Genomic DNA, 23,128 nt, shown 5'->3' with positions numbered 1-23,128 from the left:
CAATCGATTACCCTGACCTACTTCTACGCTCTCTTTCATCCGCCGCTTCGCTAGTCGCCCTTATTCCCGTCCATGAAATTACGCCTGCTCGACTTCCTTATCATCTCAGCTTACTTATTGGCGACCGTCGGCATCGGCGTGTACTACAGCAAGAAGGCCCGCGAAGACAAGGATAGCTACATGCTGGGCGGGCGCACCCTGCCCTGGTACAAGCTGGGCCTGAGCGACGCCTCCGACATGTTCGACATCAGCGGCACCATGTGGATGGTGAGCTTGTGCTTCGCCTACGGCATGAAGAGCATCTGGATTCCCTGGCTCTGGCCCGTGTTCAACCAAGTGTTTCTGATGATGTACCTCTCGCGCTGGCTACGCCGCTCCAACGCCGCCACCGGCGCCGAATGGCTGGCCACCCGCTTCGGCCAGAAGGGCCCGGGCGTGTGGGCTTCGCACCAGGTGGTCATCGCGTTTGCCCTGTTCAGCTGCCTCGGGTTCCTGGCCTACGGCTTCGTGGGGCTGGGCAAGTTCATGGAAATATTCATTCCCTGGGAGTTGGTGAAGGGGTACGTGCCGTTTGCGGTGGCCCCGCAGTACGTGCCGCACGTGTACGGCATCGTGTTCACGCTCTTTGCCATGTTCTACTCCATTATCGGGGGCATGCACAGCATCGTTCTTGGCGACCTGATTAAGTACGCCATCATGACGGTGGCCTGCTTTGCCATCGCCACCATTGCCTTCATCAACCTGCAGGGCAAGCAGCTGGCCGTGCCCGAGGGCTGGTTCAACCCCTTCTTCGGCTGGCGCCTGGGGCTGGACTGGTCGCGCCTGATTCCGGAAGTCAACAGCAAGATTGCCAGCGACGGCTATTCCCTCTTCGGCATTTTCTTCATGATGATGGCCTTCAAGGGCGTTTTCGCCTCGTTGGCCGGCCCGGCGCCGAACTACGACATGCAGAAAATCCTCTCGACCCGCTCGCCCGAGGAGGCCAGCAAGATGAGCGGCTTTGTGTCCATCATTCTGCTGCCCATTCGCTACTCGCTCATCATCGGCCTCACGGTGCTGGGCCTGCTTTACTACCGCCAGATGAACCTGAAAGCGCCCGACGGGAGCATCGATTTCGAGCGCATCCTGCCGCTGGCCATCAACAACTTCCTGCCCACCGGGCTAATGGGGCTGGTGCTCACCGGCCTGCTGGGGGCGTTCATGGGCACGTTCAGCGGCACCGTGAACGCGGCCCAGGCCTACATCGTCAACGACATCTACCTCAAGTACATCAACCCCCACGCGCCCACCCGGCGCATCATCTCCATGAACTACCTGGTGGGCGTGTTGGTGGTGGCCGTGGGCGTGGCCCTGGGTTTCCTGGCCAAGGACGTGAACACGGTGCTGCAGTTCATCGTGTCGGCTCTTTACGGCGGCTACATCGCGGCCAACATGCTCAAGTGGCACTGGTGGCGGTTCAACGCCATGGGCTTTTTCGTGGGCATGAGCGCGGGCATTGTGGCGGCCGGAATTTTCGGCTTTTTCATTCCCGGCAACCAGCTGCTGTACTGGTTTCCGCTGCTGTTTGGCATTTCCCTGGCCGGCTCGGTGCTCGGCACTTACCTGGCCCCGCCCACCGACCCGGCCGTGCTGCACGCCTTTTACAAGAACGTCCGGCCCTGGGGTTTCTGGGGCCCGGTGCTGGCCGCCGTGCAGGCCGAAGACCCGGCCTTCCAGCCCAACCGCAATTTCCGGCTCAACATGTTCAACGTGGTGCTGGGCATCATCGCCCAGCTGTGCCTCACCATCCTGCCCATGTACCTAATACTGATGCAGAAGCTGCCGCTGCTGGTCACGGTGGCCATCCTGGCCGTGGTCATCGCCATTCTCAAAAAAACCTGGTGGGACCGGCTGTCCGAGTATTAGCCGCCCGTTCCGGCCACCAACCCAAATTTTCAATTTACCCAATTAGCTGAAAAAATACCCCGGCGGAAGGTGAGTGCCGCCGGATAAGTGCCAGTAGAGTCTTGGACAACGCTCTGCTGGCTACTGGTCCGCCGTTGATGGGAGTCTTGGCGGGCCAGTTTTTCAGTGTTTGCAGCCCAGTGTCCGCGGGGCCTCGCTTCTGCTTTCCGCTGCCGGGGCCTGCCAATCCTTCTGCTTTCCCCACTACTCTTTAGCCACTATACCTGCTCTATCAGGGTGCCTTTCCTCAAGTACGCTCATGACGCATCATGCCTTTGAAACCCGCCTCCGTGCCCTGCAAACGGCCCACGAGACCCTGCTAGCCCGTCCCAACCAGCCAGAAGCGCTGGGCAACGGCGTCTACGTCCGGCACCAGTTCCCGGTGCTCACGGCCGCGCACGCTCCCTTGGCCTGGCGCTACGACCTGCACCCGGAAACCAACCCCTTCCTGATGGAGCGCCTCGGCATCAACGCCGTGCTCAACGCCGGCGCCATCAAGTGGCGGGGCAAGTACGTGCTGGTGGGCCGCGTGGAAAGCGCCGACCGCAAGTCGTTCTTCGCCGTGGCCGAAAGCGCCAACGGCCTCGATAACTTCCGCTTCTGGGAGTACCCCATCGTGATGCCCGAAACGGCGGAGCCCGACACCAACATCTACGACATGCGCCTGACCCAGCACGAGGACGGCTGGATTTACGGCACCTTTTGCACCGAGCGCCGCGACCTCTCCGCGTCCGACGCCGACCAATCGGCCGCCGTGGCCCGCTGCGGCATCGCTCGCACCAAGGACCTGGTGAGCTGGGAGCGCCTGGCCGACCTGAAAACCCGCTCGGCCCAGCAGCGCAACGTGGTGCTGCACCCGGAATTTGTGCACGGGCAATACGCTTTCTACACCCGCCCGCAGGACGGCTTTATCGAAGCCGGCTCGGGCGGTGGCATCGGCTTTGGCTTGTCGGCCTCCATCGAGCACGCCGAAATAGGGGAGGAGGTGCTCATTGACCGCAAGCGCTACCACACCGTGTACGAGGCCAAAAACGGCCAGGGCCCCACGCCGCTCAAGACCCCGCTGGGCTGGCTGCACCTGGCCCACGGCGTGCGCAACACCGCCGCCGGCCTGCGCTACGTGCTCTACCTGTTCCTCACCGACCTGCACGACCTGACCCGCATCACGCACAAGCCCAGCGGCTATTTCCTGGCCCCGGAAGGGGAGGAGCGCGTGGGCGACGTTTCGAACGTGCTGTTTTGCAACGGCTGGATTGCGGACGACGACGGGCAGGTATTCATCTACTACGCTTCCTCCGACACGCGCGTGCACGTGGCCACGTCCACCATCGAGCAGCTGCTCGACTACGTGCAGCACACCCCCGCCGACGGGTTTAGCTCGCGCACCTCGGCCGAAGCCATCGTGGCCTTGATTGACCACAACAAAGCCCCCGAGCCCGTGGCGCCGGTGCTGGCCGCTGCAGGCACCCTCCACTAACCCTCGTTGGCCACCCATGCAGCAGCTCAGCCTTCTATTTCAGCAGGAGCTCGACCGGATACTTGCGTATTGGGGCACCCGTGTGCCCGATGAGCAGTACGGCGGCTTCCACGGGCAAATCACCGAGGCCAACGAAGTGGTGGCGCACGCCCCCAAGGGCGCGGTCCTCAACGCCCGCATCCTGTGGACGTTTTCGGCGGCCCACCGCCACCAGCCGCGGCCCGAGCTGCTGGCGCTGGCTACCCGCGCCTACGACTATTTGGTGCAGCATTTCCTCGACCGCGAGCACGGCGGCGTATTTTGGTCAGTGAACCACCAGGGCCAGCCCCTGGATACCAAAAAGCAGATATACGCCCTGGCCTTTGCCATTTACGGGCTGAGCGAGTACTACGCGGCCAGCGGACACGCGCCGGCTTTGCAGCACGCCCAGCACCTGTTTCACAGCATCGAAGCCCACAGCTTCGACCAGGAGCACGGCGGCTACCTCGAAGCCCTGGCCCGCGACTGGAGCCCCCTGGCCGACCTGCGCCTGAGCGATAAGGACGCCAACGAGAAAAAGACCATGAACACCCACCTCCACGTGCTGGAGGCCTACACCAACCTGTACCGGCACTGGCCCGACGCCCGCCTGCGCGCCCAGATTCAGGAGCTGCTGGAAGTATTCCTGACGCACATTGTCGACCCCGCCACCCAGCACTTGCACTTGTTCCTGGCCGAGAACTGGGAGCCCAAATCCACCGCCATTTCCTTCGGCCACGACATCGAGGCGGCCTGGCTGCTGCTCGAAGCCGCCGAAGTGCTCGGCGACGAGGAAAGCATCGACCGGTTTCGGCAAGTGGCCGTTGACATGGCCACCGCTTCCGCGCAAGGCCTTGACGATACCGGCGGCCTGAACTACGAGTTTGAGCCGACCACCCAGCACTGGAGCCGCGACAAGCACTGGTGGGTGCAGGCCGAAGCCATGGTGGGTTTCCTCAATGCTTACCAGCTCAGCGGTAACAACCGCTTCTACGACTACTTCTGGGCCGTTTGGGAATTTACTCGTGAGCACATCCTCGACTACGAGGGCGGCGAATGGCGTTGGGGCGTGACCGAGGCGCTCGAACCCATTGCCGATGAGGACAAAGCCGGGTTTTGGAAATGCCCTTACCACAACAGTCGCGCCTGCCTGGAAGTGTTGGGCCGGCTGGCGCGGGTGACGCCGCCCGCACTGCCCGCGAGAAGCAAAAACTAGCGCGAATTCAACCCTCGATTCACGCTGTGAAGCCGACGTTGGCCTTCGAACACCAACTGCTTTTGTGCCGGTTACTGCCCGCCGAAAAGGCACCAACAATGGCCTACTCTTCTGCCAAGAAAAAGGTTGAAAATTATTGCATTTAACACCGATACTATTTTATCATATTCCGATAGCCATTAAACCAAATCGGGCACTGTTTGCCATCCTGAAAACCGCCGAATAGTTGCTACAGTAAGGGTGCTACTGTGCGTCACATGCTTTCTAGTAGTTGCGGAGCGTCTGATATAAATCGCTGTATGTCAGTAGTATATATTAAATGAGTCGTTAATGCGATAACAATTCCATTCATCAGAATGGACAAGAGAATTTATTCAAGGTTAAATAGTCTAAATCCCCAAATGCTTTCATATTGTGGAGATTTGCTAAAACGTTTTAGTTTTATATCTTGCAACCGCAAACGATTTCTGATAATTCACTTGAATTTAGCTTAAGCTCTCTAGTGATGTCTCACTAAAACCTTTTAGTGAACTCAGATTAGTTCCGCAAACGATTAGGTAAATTACAGCTACTCACTCGCTGTTATTTAGTCACCTTTCAACCCCCAATCCCCACCAATCATGAGCACTCAAATTCTCTCCGGCGCATGGCCTGGAACCGTTCGCTCGCCAGTCGCCACGGGCGGCTTGTCGCGCCAGTTAAAGCCTACAGGCATGTGCACTCTGGCTGCCTGCTAGCAACAAATAACCTGGCCTTTTCAGGAATACTGCACCGCTACGACCACCGAGCCCGGAGGATGTAGCACCTTTTCATTTCATCCTCATTTTGTATGAAAAATTTCTTACTGACATGTTTCCTGCTTGCCTTGGCGTTATGGCCGGCAGCAGTTTTTGCTCAGGTTGCCGTGAGTGGAAAAGTGACTGATGCCAAAAATGGCGAAGGCCTGCCCGGCGTCAGCATCAGCGAAAAAGGCACCACCAACGGCACCATTACCAACATTGACGGCACGTACAGCCTGTCTGTTGCCAACGACAACGCGACGCTGGTGTTCTCCTTTGTGGGATTCAAAGCCGAGGAAATAGCGGTAAAAGGCCAGTCGACCATCTCGCCCAAGCTAGGGGCCGATGCCAAAGCCCTGGAAGAGGTTGTGGTAGTGGGCTACGGCACCCAGAAGCGCAGCGACGTGACGGGAGCCATTGCCACCGTAAAAACGGACGACATCCTCAAAACCATCCCGACCAGCATCAACCAGGGCTTGCAGGGCCAAGTGGCCGGCGTAACGGTGAACCGCAGCGACGGAGCCCCAGGGGCCGGCATCAGCCTCACCATCCGCGGGGCCAACTCGTTTGCCAGTGGCACCGAGCCACTGTATGTCATCGATGGTATTCCTTTTACCTCACCGGCGCCTACAAGTGGGTCCTCGGAAGCCCAGCGCCAATCCACCAATGCGCTGTCCTATATCAATCCTCAGGACATTGAATCGATTGAGGTGCTGAAGGACGCCTCGGCCACGGCCATCTACGGCTCGCGCGGAGCCAACGGTGTTGTGATGATTACGACCAAGAAAGGCAAGGCTGGCCAGGACCGCATTGAGCTTGTGGCCAACACCAGCTTGGCGGAAGTGTCCAAGCGGATGAAGGTGTTGGATGCTTATACCTACGCCTTATTTCAAAACGAGGCCTACCAAAACAACATCACTTACAACGGCGTCACCCCAACCACAGCCCCGTTTCCAGGTACTTCGGGCGTGGACCAAACTACTGGTCTGACTACGTACCGGCCCGCCCCCGAGGATTTTCTAAACGGCTTGCCCGCCGGCACGTCGTTGCCCGAAGGGTTCAAAGGCACGAACTGGCAAGACGAGATTTTTCGGCGTGCGTTAACTAAAGACTATACCCTACGCATGTCGGGGGGCAACGAAAAAGGCACGTACTCGCTCTCGGGCAACATGCTCGACCAGGAAGGAATCATTACCAATTCGGCTTTCACGCGCTATGGCTTGCAGGCTAACATTGCCCGTAAAATTCACAAATGGGTGGAAATCGGCAGCAACAACAACATTACGTTCAGCAATTACAACCTTAGCAAGACCAACTCAGCCGGCAACGAGTCCAGCATCATCAGCTCGGCGCTGACGTTTCCGGCCACCTACCCGGTGTCGGACCCCAACCAGCAGGCCCGCGAAAACAACATTTCGTGGTATGCCGCCGCCAACCCAGCGCTGTACACCCAACTGGCCAAAGACAAGACGGCTTCCACGAGCATCTATTCTGCCTCGTACTTGCAGCTGAATTTCACGGACTACTTGAGTTTTAAACAGAACTTGGGCGTCAACTACAACTACAACAACCGGGAAGTGTACTACAGCCGTCGCTTGCAGGAAGGTCGTAGCCCGCGCAACGGCTTTGCTTCGGTGAACGAAAACACTTGGCGCGGCATCACGCTGGAATCCATCCTAAGCTTTAACCGCACATTTGCTCAAGACCACAGCGTGAGCGCAGTGGTCGCCGCAACACGCGAAACTGGCTACTCATCCTACCAAGGCGTGTCGGTGCAAAACTTCCCGGACGACATCCTGCAAAACAACAACTTGGCCGCTGGCCTTGACCAGAAGCAACTTACCAGTGGCCGCGTTGAAAACGCATTGGCGTCCTTTCTGGGCCGCGTAAACTATGGTTACAAAGGCCGCTATCTGGCCACCGCCTCGTTCCGCCGAGACGGCAGCAGCAAGTTTGCTCCCCGGAACAAGTGGGCCAATTTTGCCTCGTTTGGTTTAGCTTGGAACGCCTCTGATGAAGCCTTTGTGCAGGACCTGAACCTATTCAGCACTCTCAAATTCCGGGGAGGCTATGGACAGACCGGCAACCAGGGCATCGGCTCGCTGCGCACACTGTCCTTATTCAACTTTGCTCCCTACCCGGCGGCGGGCGTGCTCCAACCCGGATATGCCGATTACACTTGGCGCGGGCCGGCTGATACGGACCTGCGCTGGGAAACGACTAACCAAGCGAACGTAGGCATAGACATGGGCTTTATGCAGAACCGCTTCAACGTGACGGTAGATGCCTACTATAAGAAGACAATCGACCTGCTGCAAGAAGTAGGTACGCCGCCCAGCACGGCGTTTGCCACCAAATTGGTGAACACGGGAGTGGTGGAAAACCGAGGCATCGAAGTTTCGGCCAACGGCGCCGTGCTCACCACGCCCCGCTTCAAATGGGACGTGAACGCCAATATCTCCTTCAACCGCAACAAGATTCTCGAACTTAACGGCGACCAGTTTGCTCCCCGCCTGTACTTCAACGCCGATGAGTTCTTTCTGCAACGCAACGGCCAGCCCATCGGCACAGTGTACGGCTATGTCGAAGATGGCTTCTACGATAACCTGGCCGAAGTAAAAGCCGACCCCCAGCATGCCGGGAAGACCGAAGCTGTACAACGCATGATGATTGGCGAAATCAAGTATAAAGACTTTGACGGTGACCCTACGGCCCTCGGCCCGAAGGACCGCCAGATTATTGGCAACGTGAACCCGGATTACACCTTCGGCGTGACCAACAACTTCAGCTACGGCAACTTCACGGCCAGTGTGTTTTTCCAAGGTGTGCAGGGCAACGACATCGTGAATACCAACCTCTACCAAATTCGGATGGGCGTGGTGGCCAACCTGCCGCAGTTCGTGTACGACGGCCGCTGGACGCCCGAAACCGCCGCTACCGCCACTTGGCCTAAGGCCCTGGCCGCCGATACGCGCCAACTCCGCATGTCGGACCGCCTAATTGAAGATGGCTCCTACGTGCGCCTGAAAAACATCAACATCGGCTACCTCTTCAAGAAGCCGGTAAGTTTCATCGAGTCAGTGAACATATACGCCAGCATGAGCAACGTGTTGACTTGGACTAAATACAGCTGGTTCGACCCGGACGTGAACGCCTTCGGCAACGACGCCTCGCGTCGCGGGGTCGACATGAATTCCTACCCCAACAGCCGCACGGTGACCCTAGGTCTTCGCGCCGCCTTCTAATCTTCTCCCACCGCATTCAATATGAAAAAGATAAAAATCTTCGCCCTGCTGGTGGCTGCTTCGTTCGCTACCTCTTCTTGTAAGGATTTTCTCACCGAAACGCCATTAGATGCCGTAAGCCCCGACCAGATTACGGACGCCAACTCCTACGTCAACGGTGCCTTAAACACGATAGTGTCGGACCCCATGTTCCGCTATGGACCCTTTCCGAACCTGTGGGATTACGATTCTGATGACAGCACGGGCCCGAGTTGGGCCTACGGCGACGTAGGGGCTGGCAACTTCCAGAGCTATTGGGGCATCAACTACGCTTGGAATGGACCTTACATCCTGATTCACCGCTGCAACTTCGCCATTCCGCGAATCGAGGCTATGTCCATGGACGAAGCCACGAAGAAAGCCGCGCTGGGTCAGCTGTACTTTCTGCGCGGTTGGGCCTACTTCTTGCTGGCACGAGCCTACGGCGACGTGCCGGTTTTGACAAAGGCCATCACCGACGGCGAGAACCCGCAGCAGCCGCGCCAGCCCCTGAAAGACGTGTACGCCCGTGTGATAGAAGACTTGCAAACAGCCGAAGCCAACCTCGGGCCGTACCAGTCGGGCCGCATCACCAAAACGGTGGCTAGCAGCTTGCTAGCCAAGGTGTACGTAACCATGGCCTCGGGCTCATTGGCCAGCGGGCAGGTGACCGTGCTGGGAGGCAAACCCTTCGCCCTGGTGGGCGGCCGGAAAGTGGTGCTGGCGCCCACCCCTACCACCTACAACAAGACGGTGGTAGCCGGATTGCAAGGGTTGAACTCGGCCGATTACTTCAAGCTGGCCCGAGACAAGGCCCAGGAGGTAATGAGCAGCAACGAGTATCAACTGTTCCCGTCGCACGCTGAGGTGTGGACGGTGGCCAACCAAAACAAAGGTGAGCACATTTGGTCGCTGCAAACCATTTCAAACGACCCGGCATTCGGCAACGAGATGTCCCTGTTCCGCATTGGGCGCATCACCACCAACGGCGAGATAGAAGGCGGCTGGATTGCCGCGTCCAATCATTGGTACAACCTCTTCGAGCCCAACGACCAGCGCATCACCGAAGGCGTGCTGCACCGCTGGAAGATGTGGGGCGGGACTCACTACTACCCCTTGCGCGACAGCCTGGTGGTGCGAGGTACCGACATGAGCCCCGAAGCCGTGGCCAAACGGGCCAAGTATGGCTACCTGCCCACCGACCAATCCGGCCTGGACGACGCCCACACAGCGCGTTTGCGCAAGTTTGAAGCCGTGACCGACCGCACCATTACGCGGGCCAACTTCAACTTCCCGCTGCTGCGCTACCCCGACGTGCTCCTGATTTACGCCGAAGCCGCTAACGAGGCCAACGGCGGCCCCACGGCCGATGCCCGCGAAGCCGTGAATAAGGTGCGCCGCCGCAACGGCGCGTCCGAAGTGCCGGCTACGCTCAACCAGCAGCAGTTCCGCTCCTTTGTGCTGGAAGAGCGCCGGCGCGAGCTGGCCCTGGAGGGTGACCGTCGCTGGGACTTGCTGCGCTGGGGCATTTACCTGCCCGTGATGAACGCCATCGAAGTCGATGAAAACAACGTCATCAAGCGGCGTCAGCAGAAACACCTGCTCTTCCCCATTCCGGTGCAGGAGCTCAACGCCAACAAAACCATCGCCGGCAACAACCCCGGCTGGTAGGCTGCTTCGCCGGCTCGCCCGCGCTTGCTAAAGGCAGCGCGGGCGAGCCCAGGCACCCCATTGAGACCCACCTCTAACCACTCGCATCATGAACCTTCTTACTAATCAGTTACATAAATTCGGATTTGGCGCCTTGCTGCTGGGCAGCGTGGCGCTGTCGGCTTGCGAAAAAGAAACCGAAGAATTGTGCGGAGGCGCGCCCTCCATCACCGACGTGACGCGGCCTGAAAAGCGCGATACGGTACTGACCAAAGGCAACCTGGCCGACTGGATTATCATCCGCGGCAATAATTTTTGCAGCGTACAAAGCGTCGTTTTCAATGATTTGGAAGCGCCGCTGGCCGACGCGTACGTGACGCCAACCGAAATCACGGTGCGCATTCCCCGGGCCATTCCCAAAAACGTCACCAACAAAATAACCGTGACCACGGAGGGGGGCATGGCCGAAAAAGCGTACACCATCTCCATTCCGCCGCTCACCGTGAGGGGTTTGAGCAACGAGTACGCCGCCCCCGGCACCACGGCCGCCGTTGTGGGCCAGAACTTCGACCTCTACGGCGTGACCCCCGAGAAGGGCAAGGTGCTCTGGAACGGCACGCCCGTGGCCATCACCCGCACCACGGCCGACTCGGTGTACTTCGTGGTGCCGACTTCGGCCACGCCGGGCAACACGGTGAAAATACAGGATGCCAACAGCGTGGAAACCAACGTGCCAGGCCGCTACAAGGACAACCGCAACGTGATATTTAATTACGCCACGGGGGGCAGCGTGTGGGGAGGCACCGATTTCATCACCACGGGCCCCACGCCGGCGCCGGTTGACGGTCCGTTTCTGCGGGTGAACAAGGCCATTGGCGCTTGGGCCTGGACGGAATTCACTGCCAACAACACCATCGTGCTGCCGATGGACGTGCTCAACAACCCCAACAACTACGTGTTGAAGTTTGAGTACAACACCTTGAAGCCTTTCAACACGAACGTCATCAAAATTGCGATTGACGGCGACCCCGGTGCCGCCACCACCCCCAATACTTACTTGTGGAGGCCCACGTCGCCAATCAACACCCGGGGCAAATGGAGCACGATGCGCATCAACATGAGCGACCTGCTGACCACGGGCTTGGTGCCCTCCCGGACGCAGCACGAGTTCAGGCTGTTGTTCCACGGCGATGGCGCCCTCGACGCGGACATTTCCTTCGACACCTTCCGCATTGTACCCAAGGGCTAAGGCCTCAACGAGCTATTGGGTGATGAGGGAACAGAGGTGAGCTAACTACTTTATTACTCAATGGGGAGCAGCGGCTTGAAGTTCAGGCGCTGCTCCTTCTCTTTTTAGTTTTTTGGACCACACAACACACATGAAAAAACTACTCTTTCTTTTGCTCGGCCTGGGCGCGGCCGGGCCCGCCGTCGGCCAGGGCAACAACTACAAGCAGAACTACCAGAAGTACGAAGGGCTGGCCCTGACGCCGCCCATGGGGTGGAACAGCTGGAACAAGTTCGCCTGCAACGTGGACGAGGCCCTCATCAAGCAGGTGGCCGACGCGCTGGTGAGCTCGGGCCTGAAGGAGGCGGGCTACACGTATATCAACATCGACGACTGCTGGCACGGCGAGCGCGACGCGCAGGGCTTCATCCAGCCCGACGCCAAACGCTTCCCGAGCGGCATGAAGGCCCTGGCCGACTACGTGCACGCCAAAGGCCTCAAGTTCGGGGTGTACTCCGACGCCGGCTCCCAAACCTGCGGGGGCCGGCCCGGCAGCCGGGGCTACGAGTTCCAGGACGCGCAGACCTACGCCAGCTGGGGCGTGGACTACCTCAAGTACGACTGGTGCAACACCGAAGGCCTCAAGGCCGAGGGCGCCTACAAGACCATCACCGCCGCCTTGCGCCAAGCGGGCCGGCCCGTGGTGCTCAGCATCTGCGAGTGGGGCAACGATAAGCCCTGGACCTGGGGCCAAAGCGTGGGCCACCTCTGGCGCACGACGGGCGACATCTACAACTGCTTCGACTGCGTGAAAGAACACGGCACGTGGCGCTCGTGGGGCGTGATGCAAATTCTCGACAAGCAGGACGGCCTGCGCCAGTACGCCGGCCCCGGCCACTGGAACGACCCCGACATGCTCGAAGTCGGCAACGGCATGCCCGCGAACGAAGACCGCGCCCACTTCACCATGTGGGCCATGATTGCCGCCCCGCTCATCACCGGCAACGACGTGCGGAAAATGAGCAAGGAAACGGTGGAAATCCTGACCAACAAAGAAGCCATTGCCGTGAACCAGGACCGCCTCGGCGTGCAGGGCTTCAAGCACGCGGTGAAGGACAGCGTCGAAACCTGGCTCAAGCCCCTGGCCGACGGCAAATGGGCCGTCACCTTCCTCAACCGCAGCAAGCGCCCGCAGCCCGTGGCCTTCGATTGGAAAGCGAAACCCATCGTGGACGAGCTGTCCAAGACAGAGCTCAACGCGGCGAAGACCACCTACCGGGTCCGCAACGTGTGGGCCAAGAAGGACGCGGGCACCACCAAGAAAGCCTTTACCGCCACCGTGCCCGCGCACGATGCCGTGCTGTTGGTGTTAAATAAGTAAGTGAACCAATCGATGTACTCCACCGCAAAGGCCGCTTCCTGCATCGGGGGCGGCTTTTGTTATACAGCCTTTCCCATGTCTTTCTTTCGTCTTGCGTATTTTTTTGGGCGCGTCTTACTGGCACTGTTGTGCTGCGGCGCCATTTCCAGCGTGGCCCAAACACCCGCAGCGGCCAGCAACGTGTACAACATCCGGCAATACGGCGCCGTGGGCGACGGCAAAGCGCTGGATTCGCCCGCCATCAATGCGGCCATTGCGGCGGCGGCCAAGGCGGGCGGTGGCATGGTGTACTTGCCGGCCGGTAATTACCTGTCGGGGGCGGTTCGGTTGAAAAGCAACATTTCTCTGTACCTTGAGCAGGGGGCTACGCTCATTGCAACGGCCGAAAACGCGGCGGCGGTCTACGACCAGGCCGAGGCCACCGTGAACACCAAGTACCAGGACTCGGGGCACAGCCACTGGCACGACGGCCTGATTTGGGGCGAGGATTTGCACGACGTCTCGATACTGGGGCCAGGCAAGATTTGGGGCAAGGGCTTGCTGAAAGACTGGGAGAAGGACGCCAAACTGGCCAATAAAGCCATTAGCCTGCTGCGGTGCCGCAACGTGATTATTCGGGACGTCACGCTGCAGCACGGGGGCTGGTTTGCGATTCTGGCCACGGGCGTCGACAACCTGACCATCGACAACCTGAAGATTGACACCAACCGCGACGGCATGGACATTGACTGCTGCCGCAACGTGCGCATTTCCAACTGCTCGGTCAATTCGCCCTACGACGACGGCATCTGCCTGAAAAGCACGTTCGCCCTTGGGCAAGCCCGCGCCACCGAAAACGTGACCATCACCAATTGCCAAGTGAGCGGCTACGACGAAGGCACTTTCCTCGACGGCACCTACCAGCGCTCCGAAAATGCCGAGTACAAGCGCTACCCCACCGGCCGCATCAAGTTCGGCACCGAGTCGAACGGGGGCTTCAAGAACATCACCATCTCAAACTGCGTGTTCAGCTACTGCCGCGGGCTGGCGCTGGAAACCGTGGACGGGGGCCTGCTGGAAGACGTCGCCATCAGCAACATTACCATGCGCGACATCGTGAACTCGCCCTTCTTCCTGTACCTGGGCGCCCGGATGCGCGGTCCGGAAGGCGTGCCCGTGGGGGAGCTGCGCCGCATTTCCATCAGCAACGTGGTGGTCTACAACGCCAACCCGGACTACGCCTCCATCATTGCCGGCGTGCCCGGCCACCCGGTCGACGACGTGCGGCTCGACAACATTCGCATGTACTACCAGGGCGGCGGCACCCCCGAGCAAGCCAGCCGCACCATTCCCGAAGCCGAAAAAAAGTACCCGGAACCTTCCATGTTTGGCCCGGTGTCGGCCTACGGGTTCTACATCCGCCACGCCCGGAATCTGAAAATAAGCGGCGTCGAGGTGAGCTTCCTCTCCAAAGAAGCCCGCCCCGCGTTTGTGCTCGATGACGTGCAGCGGGCGGACTTCTACAACATCCAGGCGCAGAAAAGCTCCACCGGCCAAACGATGACCTTAAAAAATGTAACCGACTTTCAACTGCGCCAAAGCCCTGGCTTGAAAGACCAGCAACTAAAAAAAGCAGCCAGCCACACGTTGTAGCTTTTTTGGGAAGGGCACCCCGAAGCAGTCTACTAAGCCGCTAACACCAGTGAAGCCGTTCTGCTGAACGGAGTCGAAGCGCGCCTCTGCCGTCCCCGGCTGTCATCCTGAGCGCAGCGAAGGACCTTATCAAGCCAGAACCATCCACTCAGCTGTGAGAAGATGTTTCGCTACGCTCAACATGACAGCCGAAGTGGGAAAGATGCTTCGTCAGTGCTCAGCAGGACCGTTTGACTTCTCTATACTCTTCTCCGCACTTATTTAAATTCTTCGCTCACCAAGGTGGTATAGCTACCAGCGTCGAGAGTAAAACGAGCCTGGCCTTGCCGGTTGACTTTCACACGGCGGCCTTGTTTCACGGCTCGGTTTCGGTCGGTGGTGTAGGAATAGAGTTTGCGGAGTTTGGGTGGCAGGCCGGTGATGGTGGCTTGGCGAGTGGCCCCGTCGTTCACCAGGTGGAAGGCGTATTGACCCTGCGCGGCATTGCCCAGCGCCGCGCCCACCACGTTGGGCCGGTCGACGGTGAGGGGCAGCGCGGCCAGGCCGGCGGGCGTGGCCGCCAGCTGCTTCAGGTTGTGGAAGCGCTGGGTGGGGTGCAGCGGCGTATTGTTGCCGAAGAGGCCACCACCGGCCAGCGGCGAGTAGTCAGATGTAAGCTGCCATTGCAGGATGCTCGCCGGCTGGCAAATGTTGAGCAAGCGGGTGTAGAGCTTGATTTCGGCCAGCGCATAGCTTTCTTCTTCAAACACGGCCGGGTAGCCCCAGGCCTGGGCGTCGATGCTGCCTTCGCCCACCAGCAAAGGGAGTTGCAGCTGGGTGGCCGCATCGGCCCATTTCTGTAGGGTTTCGGCATCCCAGCCCCGCCAGGAGTGGAACGACACCGCGCCGATGTAGGGCTTGGCGGCGGCGTCCTGCATGGCGGGGTAGATGAACTGGTAAGTGGTGGCGTCGGAGTTATCGCCGAGCAACAGCTTCGTTTTCAAGCCGCGCGAGGCAAAATAGGCCCCCAGCCCTTTGATGAGGTCGGCGTGTTCCTGGCCGGTCTGACGGACGTTGATGCCGAGGTCGGACTCGTTGAAGGAAAACATCGCCGCTTCCACTCCATACTGCTCCTTCAAGTACACGAGGTAGTCGGCAATGGACTTGTAGCTGGCGGCCGTGGCGGCCGGATTTAGCGGGTTGCCCCACACGCCGTCCGGGCCCGGCCCACCGCCCGATGCCCGTTTGCCCACAATGGCCCAGGCCGGCGCCGACCACGCTGACACGATAACCGGCATGCCCAATTTGCCCAGGCGCTGCGCCATTTCCATCGACTCCTTCACGTGCGGATGCAGCTGGCCTTGCTTGGCGGCCGCCGTGGGGTCAGTGGCAACTTCCGGCTGCCACAGGTGCCAGGGCATCTCGGCGCGGCCCCAGGCCACGCGCAGGTTATTAAGCGAATAGTCAATCACCTGCGGGTCGTGCCTGGGGTTCTGCAGCCGGAAATTGCCGCCGAACCCATCCCACGGCCGGCCCGGCTGTGCGGGGTTCACCGTGAGCTGCACGGGTGCACGGTCGATTTCGCCGGTAGCGGTTAGAGTATAGGTTTTCGTGGCGGTCTGGCCCTTGCGCAGGCTTCCTGGCTGAATGGGCAGGTTGAGCTGGAAGGCTTTGCTGTCGGCCGCAGTTGGCCGTAGCTGCACTGGCGCAGGCTCCGGCAGAGCAATTTCGACCTGGCGCGTGGCCGAAGTCAGCCGCACCCGACTGGCCGACACCGGGTCGGCCGGCGGTGGGCTGCTCAATGCCTGCCGGGCCACCACCGCCCCCGCCGCGTCCAGAAATTCTACGGTGCCGGCCGCGTACAGGTCGCGGGGCACGGCCAGGGTAAAGTAGGTGCCTTGTAAGGCCCGGTTGGCCAGCGCCTCCAGCGAAACCGCTACCGTGGCTTGGCCGGTCTTCAGGTCGGTTACCGTTTCCGTGAAGGCTACGCTGTCGACCCTTGTCGTCACGACTTGCTGGCCGTTCTGGCGGAAGTACTTGGGCCGTTGGCGCTCCTTGCCGGTGGCAGCGCCGCGGGCGCCGTTCAGGCCCACCGTGCGCAGGCTGGTTTCAAATTCCAGCAATTGGCCCTGCACGCGGATGCCGGACAGATTGCCCCAGGGCTCTAGCATGGCTTGGGCGTGGGCCTGGGGCAGCGCAGCGCCCAATGCCAAGCCCGTAGCGGCCAGCCACTGCCGCCAGGGGCGCGGGCCGGTAGGTTGTTGTTTCATAAAAGCAGAGAAAGAATCGGGCAGTCAAGGTTAACGGCCAAAATCTTCGTGCACACAAACAGTGGCGTCCTCGGCCGGCGTGGGTGCGCTACTAGATTTCGGCAACGATGCCGTAGCTAAGCGGCGGCGGTATGGCGGCTGCCGCGCAGGCCGTACCACACAATGTAGAGGTAGCACAGCACGGGCAGCAACAGCGCCAGGCGCAGGCCGCTGTGGTCGGCCACCACGCCAAACAGCATGGGCACCAGGGCGCCGCCCACCACGGCGGTGCACAGCAGGCCCGAGCCTTCCTCGGTATGCCGCCCCAGCCCCGAGAGGGCCAGCGGGAAAATCACGGGCCACATGATGGAGTTCATCAGGCCCACGGCCAGCAGGCTCCACATGGCGATAACGCCCGTAGTATTAATCGAAATAAGAATCAAGACGGCGGCGCTTACGGCATTGAAAGCCAATAGCTTGGCGGGCGAAAACTTGCGAAGCAGATAAGCGCCGGCAAAACGACCAACCATTGCGGCGCCCCAATAAAAGGAAACCATGATGCCCGCTGCTTCCTCCGTATTTTGCGGATTGATGAATCTTTGCAAGCCTAAGTTTGCGGCCAAGTTTCTGACATAAATCAGAATATCTGACATCACGCTGCTCAAACTTAAGTAGCTGACGATGTGCGAGCCAATAGCCACCTCCGCGCCCACGTAGGCGAAAATACCCACCACGCCCAGCACCAGGTGCCGGTAGTGCCAGGCCCGCGTCGAACGGTCGTCCACCGCGCTTACGGCTTCGGTAGCGGGCACAATCTGCGGGAGGTTGACCCGGCTGAGCATCAGGCTGATAAGCAGCAGCGCGGTGCCAATCACCAGGTACGGAATCTGCACGGCCGTCACGTCGATTGTCGCGGCGCTGGCGGCGGTGTTCAGCTTGGGCAGGTTGCTCAGGATGAGGGCGCTGCCCAGCAACGGCGCCAGGAAGGTGCCCAGCGAATTGAACGCCTGCGTGAGGGTGAGGCGGGCCGAGGCCGACTTGGCCGGCCCCAGGATGGCTACGTAGGGGTTGGCGGCTACCTGCAGGATGGTGATGCCCGAAGCCAACACGAACAGCGCCCCCAGAAACAGCCCGTACACCCGCTGCGCTGCGGCCGGGTAAAACAGGTAAGCCCCCAGCGCCGCCACCGCAAACCCAATGAGCATGCCGCGCTTGTAACCCACCCGCGCCACCAGCTTGCCCGCCGGGATGCTGACCAGAAAATACGCCCCAAAAAAACACAGGTTAATTAGGTTGGCCTCCGCGAAGCTCAGCTGAAAAATAGCCTTGAGGTAGGGAATCAGGATGTCGTTCAGACAAGTAATGAAGCCCCACAGAAAAAACAGCGTGGTGACGGCGCTCAGCGCCGTAGTGTAGCGCGGCTGCGTACCAGTGTCCGCCGCAGCGGGCGAATTGGCCAAAATAGGGGAGATGGACGCCATGGGGTTAAGCAGGGATGGGAGGTGAAGGAGCTATTTAGTGCTGGGTTGGTGGGCGGCTTAACGCCCGCCCGAGCCGGAGGGAGCCGCGGAAGCAGCGTTGGAGGCCGCTGCGCCACCCGCGTAGCGGAACCGCTTGGTCTGCGTGCCCACGCGCAAGGTGAAGTAGCCGTCCTCGAGCCGCGCCTGGCCGTCGGGGCCGGGGTAGCTGAGGTGCGGGCGCGGCTGGATGTTGAAGGTCAACTCGCGGGTTTCGCCGGGCTGAAAGGTCTGCTTCTCGAAATGCTTGAGCAGGCGGACGGGGCGCGTAATGCGGCCCACCTCATCGGTCAGGAACCAGAGCACGGCCTCTTTGCCGGCGCGCGGGCTGGTGTTGGTTACGCGCACCGTGGCGCGCACCGTGCCAGTGCTGCTGATAACCGAGTCAGAAATTTGCAGGTTGTCGTAGCGGAAGCTGCTGTAGCTCAGCCCCTCGCCAAACTCCGTGAGCATGGCCGCCTGGTACTTCGGGCCGCGCTTTTCAAACCCCGCCCCAAAGTCACTCAGCTCCAAGCTGTTTTCGTTGTTGTCGTGGTGGTAGTTGGAGATGTGGCCCGCAAACTGCGGATAGGTGAAGGGCAGCTTGCCGCTGGGGTTGGTCTTCCCGCTGATGATTTCGGCCACCGCTTGCCCGCCGCCGAAGCCGGGCAGGCCGGCCCAGAGAATGGCCGTTGATTGACCGCCCACCGCCCGGATGATGTTGGGGCGGCCCCCCACCATGACGAGCACCGTGGGCTTGCCGGCACTTTGCGCCGTGCGCACCAGCTGCAGCTGGTCGTCGGGCAGGGTGAGGTCGCTGGTGTTGCCAATGCCTTCGGTGTAGGGCCGCTCCCCCAGCGCCAGCACCACGGCGTCGGCCCGGCGGGCGGCGGCCAGTACGTTGGGCAACGCCGCTTTGCCCGCGGCAGTTTGGTAGGGCACGGTTTCTACCTGCGCGTTTGGGAATTCCTTTTTAAGGGCCATGTAAATCGTCAGTACCTCTTTCGGGTAAGCTTCTTCGGCGCGGCCCTGCCAGGCCAGGGTCCAGCCGCCGGCAAGGTTGGCGCGCGAGTCGGCCGACGGGCCCACCACCAGCAGGCGCTTCACGCGGGCGGGGGCCAGGGGCAGCGCGTTCTTCTCATTCTTCAGCAGGACCACCGACTCCCGGGCGGCTTCCAGCGACTGCAGCTTCAGCGCGGGGTCGCCGATGCGGTTGAAACGGTCGGCGCGGGGCATGGGGTGGTCGAACAAGCCGATTTCATCCTTCATCTGCAGCACCCGGCCGGCCGAGAGATTGATGCGCTCCTGCGTGAGGCGGCCTTCCTGCACCAGCTCCTTCACAATGCGGCAGAAGTTGGTGTTGTACGGCGTCATGGCCATGTCCACGCCCGCGTCGATGCACATAAACGTGGCTTCCTTCTCGTTGGCGGCGGTTTTCTGAATCGTCACCAGCCGGATGATGTCCTGCCAGTCGGTCACGGCCACGCCCTTGAAGCCCATTTGGCGGCGCAGCAAATCGGTGAGAATGGCCTTCGACGAATGCACCGGCTCGCCGTTGACTTCGCCCGAGTTAATCATGATGGACTTCAGGCCCGCGTCGATGGCCGCCTGGAACGAGGGCCGGAAAAACTCCTGCAAGCGCTGGTCGGGAATCAGGGCGTTGGTGCGGTCCCAGCCGTTGCGCGGGTCCGAGTAGCCCAGAAAGTGCTTGCCGCAGGCCGCGACTTTTTCGGGCAAAATGTCCTTGTTTTCCTGAAGCTCCTTCACGTAGGCGGCGCCCATCACGGAGGCCACGTGCGGGTCCTCGCCGTAGGTTTCGTAGAGGCGCGGCCAGTACACATTCACCCCCAAATCCAGCACCGGCGCAAACACCCAGCGGTGCCCCAGGTCGGCCGACTCCATGACCGTGGCGCGGGCCTCCTGCTGCGCAAACACGGGGTTGAAAGTGGCGCCCAGGTTCAAATTGTGCGGAAAAATAGCCGACCCCGACACGTAGCTGGCTCCGTGCATGTGGTCGACGCCATAAATGATGGGGATGTGCAGCCGCGACTCCCGCATGGCAATGCGCTGCAAGGCCGAGAGGTATTTTACCCACTGCGCCGGCGGCACGGCCTCGCCGTTCAGGAACGAGCCCACGTGGAAATCCCGGATGAACGGCACCAGCTTGGCCGAGTCCAGCGTCACGTCTTTCTGCTCGCCCGTGTGGTTGATGGTGGCGTTGGTGAGCTGGGTCATCTGCCCAATTTTCTCCTCCAGGGTCATTTGCTGGAGCAGGGCGGCCACGCGCGGGCTCCATTGCGGCGCAGCCACCGGAGTTGCTGCGCTGCTTGCGGGAAGGGCGGTAGCGGGCGCAGTGGCCACGCCGGCCCGCTGGCAGGCGCCAGCCAGCAGCACGGCCCCGAGCATCAGCGGCAGGGCTACTTTTTTGGGTGATTTTCTCTCGAAACTGGGAAAGGCAAACATGGGCAAAGGGCGGAAAAGCGAGAGTAGAAAACGTCAACCGTGGAGTGGACCACATTGGCTGCCTGCGCAGTTGGGCAGCATCTCACGGTAGGGCTTTCCATCTTCTCAGTAAAAGCGTGAGAGTGGATGCACCTGTCGGGCCGCGCAGCTACCGCAGCCACCTAAGTCCGTGGTAAGACCACCGGAGGTGCCGGCAAAAGAGCGCATCGCAAAGCTAAAAGGTTTTAGCATTTACAAACGTTTGCGGATACATTATTTTCGGTTACAAGCGCGACTTGAGTTGCGCAGGGGCGTCCTTTCGATGAGAGTTTTCAAAGATAGAATGTTGACGTTGTTCGCGCTGTATTTAGCTAAAGGTCCGCTGAACGTTGTCAAATGCTCGTTGCCGCAGCGCAGCCTCAGATAAAATTCTGCGGCACATGTACAAGCCGTGTGAGCGAATGGCAGGCGGCTAAAAGTGATTTTGCCGCTGAATTCATTGTAGGCCTACTTAGGGACCATGGCCCCCAGAAGCACTTGAATAGTTCGGTTAAAGGTTCGGGGGCCTCCCAGCACAGTCAACAAAAACACGGGAGCGGGTGCTGTTTAGAAAAAAAGCCGCATATTTAGCTTGCAAATACGTTTTAGCAAGTTGCTCTGCCTTGGTTGATTCAATTAGCAAGGCCAAGAATACAAGAATCTCTGCTTAAGAAAAGAAGCTTCAATTTGCCGGCGGCCCAAGCCTAAAGCGACAAGCTTTCTCCTTTACCAATCTGCCTACCTTACTCATCTGCAAACGTTTGTTTATCAGCGCGCCGGCTAAGTAGGCGCTGCGCCAGGCGGACGTTTTGCGGCGGTTACGGCCATGTTTCTGCCATTCTTCATGCGTGTAAAACACTTGCTTGCGCTTTCTTTGGGGCTGACCCCAGTTGCGGCCACGGCCGCCGTGCGCGTGCCCGCTCTGGTGGGCGACCACATGGTGCTGCAACGCGACCAGCCGCTAGCCATCTGGGGTTGGGCCGAACCGGGCGAAAAAATTACCGTCGATTTTCGGCAGCAAAAGGTTTCGGTGGTGACCCCCGCAAACGGCCGGTGGCAGGCCACGCTGCCGGCAACCAGCAGCGGCGGGCCGTTTGTGATGACCATTGCGGGAAGCAACACGCTTACCATCAATGACATTCTGGTGGGTGATGTGTGGCTGGCGTCGGGCCAGTCGAACATGGAGCTGCCGCTGCGTGACCCCAATGCCCCCAAGCCCGGGGCCTACCCACTAATAAAAAACGCGGAGCAGGAAGTGGCGCAGGCCAATTTCCCGCAAATCCGGCAGTTCACCGTCAAAAAGCAGCCCGCCGCGCAGCCCCAAGCCACCATGGAGGGCTACAACTGGCGGGTGTGCACCCCCGAAACGGCGGCCGGCTTTTCGGCCGTGGCCTACTTCTTCGCCCGCGACCTGCACCAGCGCTACCGCGTCCCGATTGGCATCATCAGCAGCCCCTGGGGCGGCACGCCAGCCGAGGCCTGGGTAGGCGGGAGCACCCTACTGCAACAACCCGATTTCCGCGAGAAAGTAGCGGCGCTGCAAGCCACGCCAGCGCCAGCTTTGCCCGAAAAGGACCCCCAGAACACGCCCAGCGCCTTGTTCAATGGCATGATTGCTCCCCTGATTCCGTACACCCTCAAGGGCATTATCTGGTACCAGGGCGAGAGCAACGTGGGGCGAGCGGCGCAGTACCGCACCCTGTTTCCGGCCCTGATTCAGGACTGGCGGCAGCGCTGGGGCCAGCAGTTGCCCTTCTTGTTCGTCCAGCTGGCCAACTGGCAGCCCGCCCACGCCCAACCCACCGACTCGGACTGGGCCCGGCTGCGCGAAGCCCAGACCGCCGCGCTGGCACTGCCCCGCACGGGCATGGCCGTGGCCATTGACCTGGGCGATGCCGCCGACATTCACCCCGCCAACAAGCAGGACGTGGGGCATCGGCTGGCGCTGGTGGCGCGCTCCGTGGCGTACGGCGATAAACAGGTGGTAGCGAAAGGGCCAGCCTTGAAAAAGATGAGCGTGCAGGGGAGTGCCGTGCGGCTGGAATTTGAACCCGCGGGCGCGGGCTTGCAGCTGCGGGGAGAAAGCGGCGCTGCGGCCAAGCCCGGCGGCGTGCGCGGCTTTGCCGTGGCTGGGGCCGACAAGCTGTTTTATTGGGCCGAAGGCAAGCTGCAAGGCAATACGCTGGTGCTCAACAGCCCCCAAGTAGCAGCCCCGGTGGCCGTGCGCTACGACTGGGCCGACAACCCCAACGGCAACCTCTATAACCGGGAGGGCCTGCCGGCCGCGCCCTTCCGCACCGATACGTGGTAGGCCGCCGGCCGCCCCCTCGACTTG

General features: G+C 60.5%; 12 protein-coding genes. 9 read left to right on the top strand and 3 right to left on the bottom strand.

The features are described 5' to 3' along the window. Positions 1 to 72 precede the first annotated feature (72 nt). The 8 genes from VF629_RS09210 to VF629_RS09175 all read left to right on the top strand — a co-directional run bounded on the left by VF629_RS09210 (position 73) and on the right by VF629_RS09175 (position 14,588). A complete protein-coding gene (locus VF629_RS09210; protein ID WP_331058180.1) occupies positions 73 to 1,905 on the top strand; it encodes a sodium:solute symporter family protein in 1,833 nt (610 codons plus the stop codon). 298 nt (positions 1,906 to 2,203) lie between these two features. After that, entirely contained in the window at positions 2,204 to 3,421 is a 1,218-nt protein-coding gene (locus VF629_RS09205; RefSeq protein WP_331058179.1) for a glycosidase, read from the top strand. 16 nt (positions 3,422 to 3,437) lie between these two features. Further along, positions 3,438 to 4,655, top strand: coding sequence for an AGE family epimerase/isomerase (locus tag VF629_RS09200; RefSeq protein ID WP_331058178.1), 1,218 nt, complete (start codon positions 3,438 to 3,440; stop codon positions 4,653 to 4,655). Between the two features lie 904 nt (positions 4,656 to 5,559). Then, a complete protein-coding gene (locus VF629_RS09195; RefSeq protein WP_331058177.1) occupies positions 5,560 to 8,679 on the top strand; it encodes a TonB-dependent receptor in 3,120 nt (1,039 codons plus the stop codon). Positions 8,680 to 8,700: 21 nt separating this feature from the next. Continuing rightward, on the top strand, positions 8,701 to 10,368 hold the full coding sequence (locus VF629_RS09190; RefSeq protein ID WP_331058176.1) for a RagB/SusD family nutrient uptake outer membrane protein: 1,668 nt from the start codon (positions 8,701 to 8,703) through the stop codon (positions 10,366 to 10,368). A gap of 88 nt (positions 10,369 to 10,456) precedes the next feature. Further along, positions 10,457 to 11,596, top strand: coding sequence for a glycan-binding surface protein (locus VF629_RS09185; RefSeq protein WP_331058175.1), 1,140 nt, complete (start codon positions 10,457 to 10,459; stop codon positions 11,594 to 11,596). A gap of 130 nt (positions 11,597 to 11,726) precedes the next feature. Next, on the top strand, positions 11,727 to 12,956 hold the full coding sequence (locus VF629_RS09180) for a glycoside hydrolase family 27 protein (RefSeq protein WP_331058174.1): 1,230 nt from the start codon (positions 11,727 to 11,729) through the stop codon (positions 12,954 to 12,956). Positions 12,957 to 13,031: 75 nt separating this feature from the next. After that, positions 13,032 to 14,588 carry a rhamnogalacturonidase gene (locus VF629_RS09175; protein WP_331058173.1) on the top strand — a complete coding sequence of 519 codons (1,557 nt, stop codon included), beginning with the start codon at positions 13,032 to 13,034 and terminating at the stop codon, positions 14,586 to 14,588. 257 nt (positions 14,589 to 14,845) lie between these two features. Here VF629_RS09175 and VF629_RS09170 read toward each other — a convergent pair whose 3' ends face one another. From VF629_RS09170 to VF629_RS09160, 3 genes are all read right to left on the bottom strand, one after another. Then, on the bottom strand, positions 14,846 to 16,837 hold the full coding sequence (locus VF629_RS09170) for a hypothetical protein (RefSeq protein WP_331058172.1): 1,992 nt from the start codon (positions 16,835 to 16,837) through the stop codon (positions 14,846 to 14,848). A gap of 116 nt (positions 16,838 to 16,953) precedes the next feature. Beyond that, on the bottom strand, positions 16,954 to 18,297 hold the full coding sequence (locus tag VF629_RS09165) for a sugar MFS transporter (protein WP_331058171.1): 1,344 nt from the start codon (positions 18,295 to 18,297) through the stop codon (positions 16,954 to 16,956). Between the two features lie 57 nt (positions 18,298 to 18,354). Further along, complete coding sequence (locus tag VF629_RS09160) at positions 18,355 to 20,775, bottom strand: beta-glucosidase family protein (protein ID WP_331058170.1); 2,421 nt, start codon at positions 20,773 to 20,775, stop codon at positions 18,355 to 18,357. 862 nt (positions 20,776 to 21,637) lie between these two features. Between VF629_RS09160 and VF629_RS09155 the strand changes: the two genes are divergently transcribed. Continuing rightward, positions 21,638 to 23,104 carry a sialate O-acetylesterase gene (locus VF629_RS09155; RefSeq protein WP_331058169.1) on the top strand — a complete coding sequence of 489 codons (1,467 nt, stop codon included), beginning with the start codon at positions 21,638 to 21,640 and terminating at the stop codon, positions 23,102 to 23,104. Positions 23,105 to 23,128: the final 24 nt, after the last annotated feature.

Source organism: Hymenobacter sp., assembly GCF_036388155.1.
Lineage (GTDB): Bacteria > Bacteroidota > Bacteroidia > Cytophagales > Hymenobacteraceae > Hymenobacter.
Note: the sequence above shows the minus strand (reverse complement) of the source record. Positions and strands in the feature narration are given on the sequence as shown.

Excerpts from the sequence above, each read along its gene's own strand:
- VF629_RS09210 (WP_331058180.1), top strand. The coding sequence starts at position 73 with ATGAAATTACGCCTGCTCGACTTCCTTATCATCTCAGCTTACTTATTG.
- VF629_RS09205 (WP_331058179.1), top strand. The coding sequence starts at position 2,204 with ATGACGCATCATGCCTTTGAAACCCGCCTCCGTGCCCTGCAAACGGCC.
- VF629_RS09200 (WP_331058178.1), top strand. The coding sequence starts at position 3,438 with ATGCAGCAGCTCAGCCTTCTATTTCAGCAGGAGCTCGACCGGATACTT.
- VF629_RS09190 (WP_331058176.1), top strand. The coding sequence starts at position 8,701 with ATGAAAAAGATAAAAATCTTCGCCCTGCTGGTGGCTGCTTCGTTCGCT.
- VF629_RS09185 (WP_331058175.1), top strand. The coding sequence starts at position 10,457 with ATGAACCTTCTTACTAATCAGTTACATAAATTCGGATTTGGCGCCTTG.
- VF629_RS09180 (WP_331058174.1), top strand. The coding sequence starts at position 11,727 with ATGAAAAAACTACTCTTTCTTTTGCTCGGCCTGGGCGCGGCCGGGCCC.
- VF629_RS09175 (WP_331058173.1), top strand. The coding sequence starts at position 13,032 with ATGTCTTTCTTTCGTCTTGCGTATTTTTTTGGGCGCGTCTTACTGGCA.
- VF629_RS09170 (WP_331058172.1), bottom strand. The coding sequence starts at position 16,837 with ATGAAACAACAACCTACCGGCCCGCGCCCCTGGCGGCAGTGGCTGGCC.
- VF629_RS09165 (WP_331058171.1), bottom strand. The coding sequence starts at position 18,297 with ATGGCGTCCATCTCCCCTATTTTGGCCAATTCGCCCGCTGCGGCGGAC.
- VF629_RS09160 (WP_331058170.1), bottom strand. The coding sequence starts at position 20,775 with ATGTTTGCCTTTCCCAGTTTCGAGAGAAAATCACCCAAAAAAGTAGCC.
- VF629_RS09155 (WP_331058169.1), top strand. The coding sequence starts at position 21,638 with ATGCGTGTAAAACACTTGCTTGCGCTTTCTTTGGGGCTGACCCCAGTT.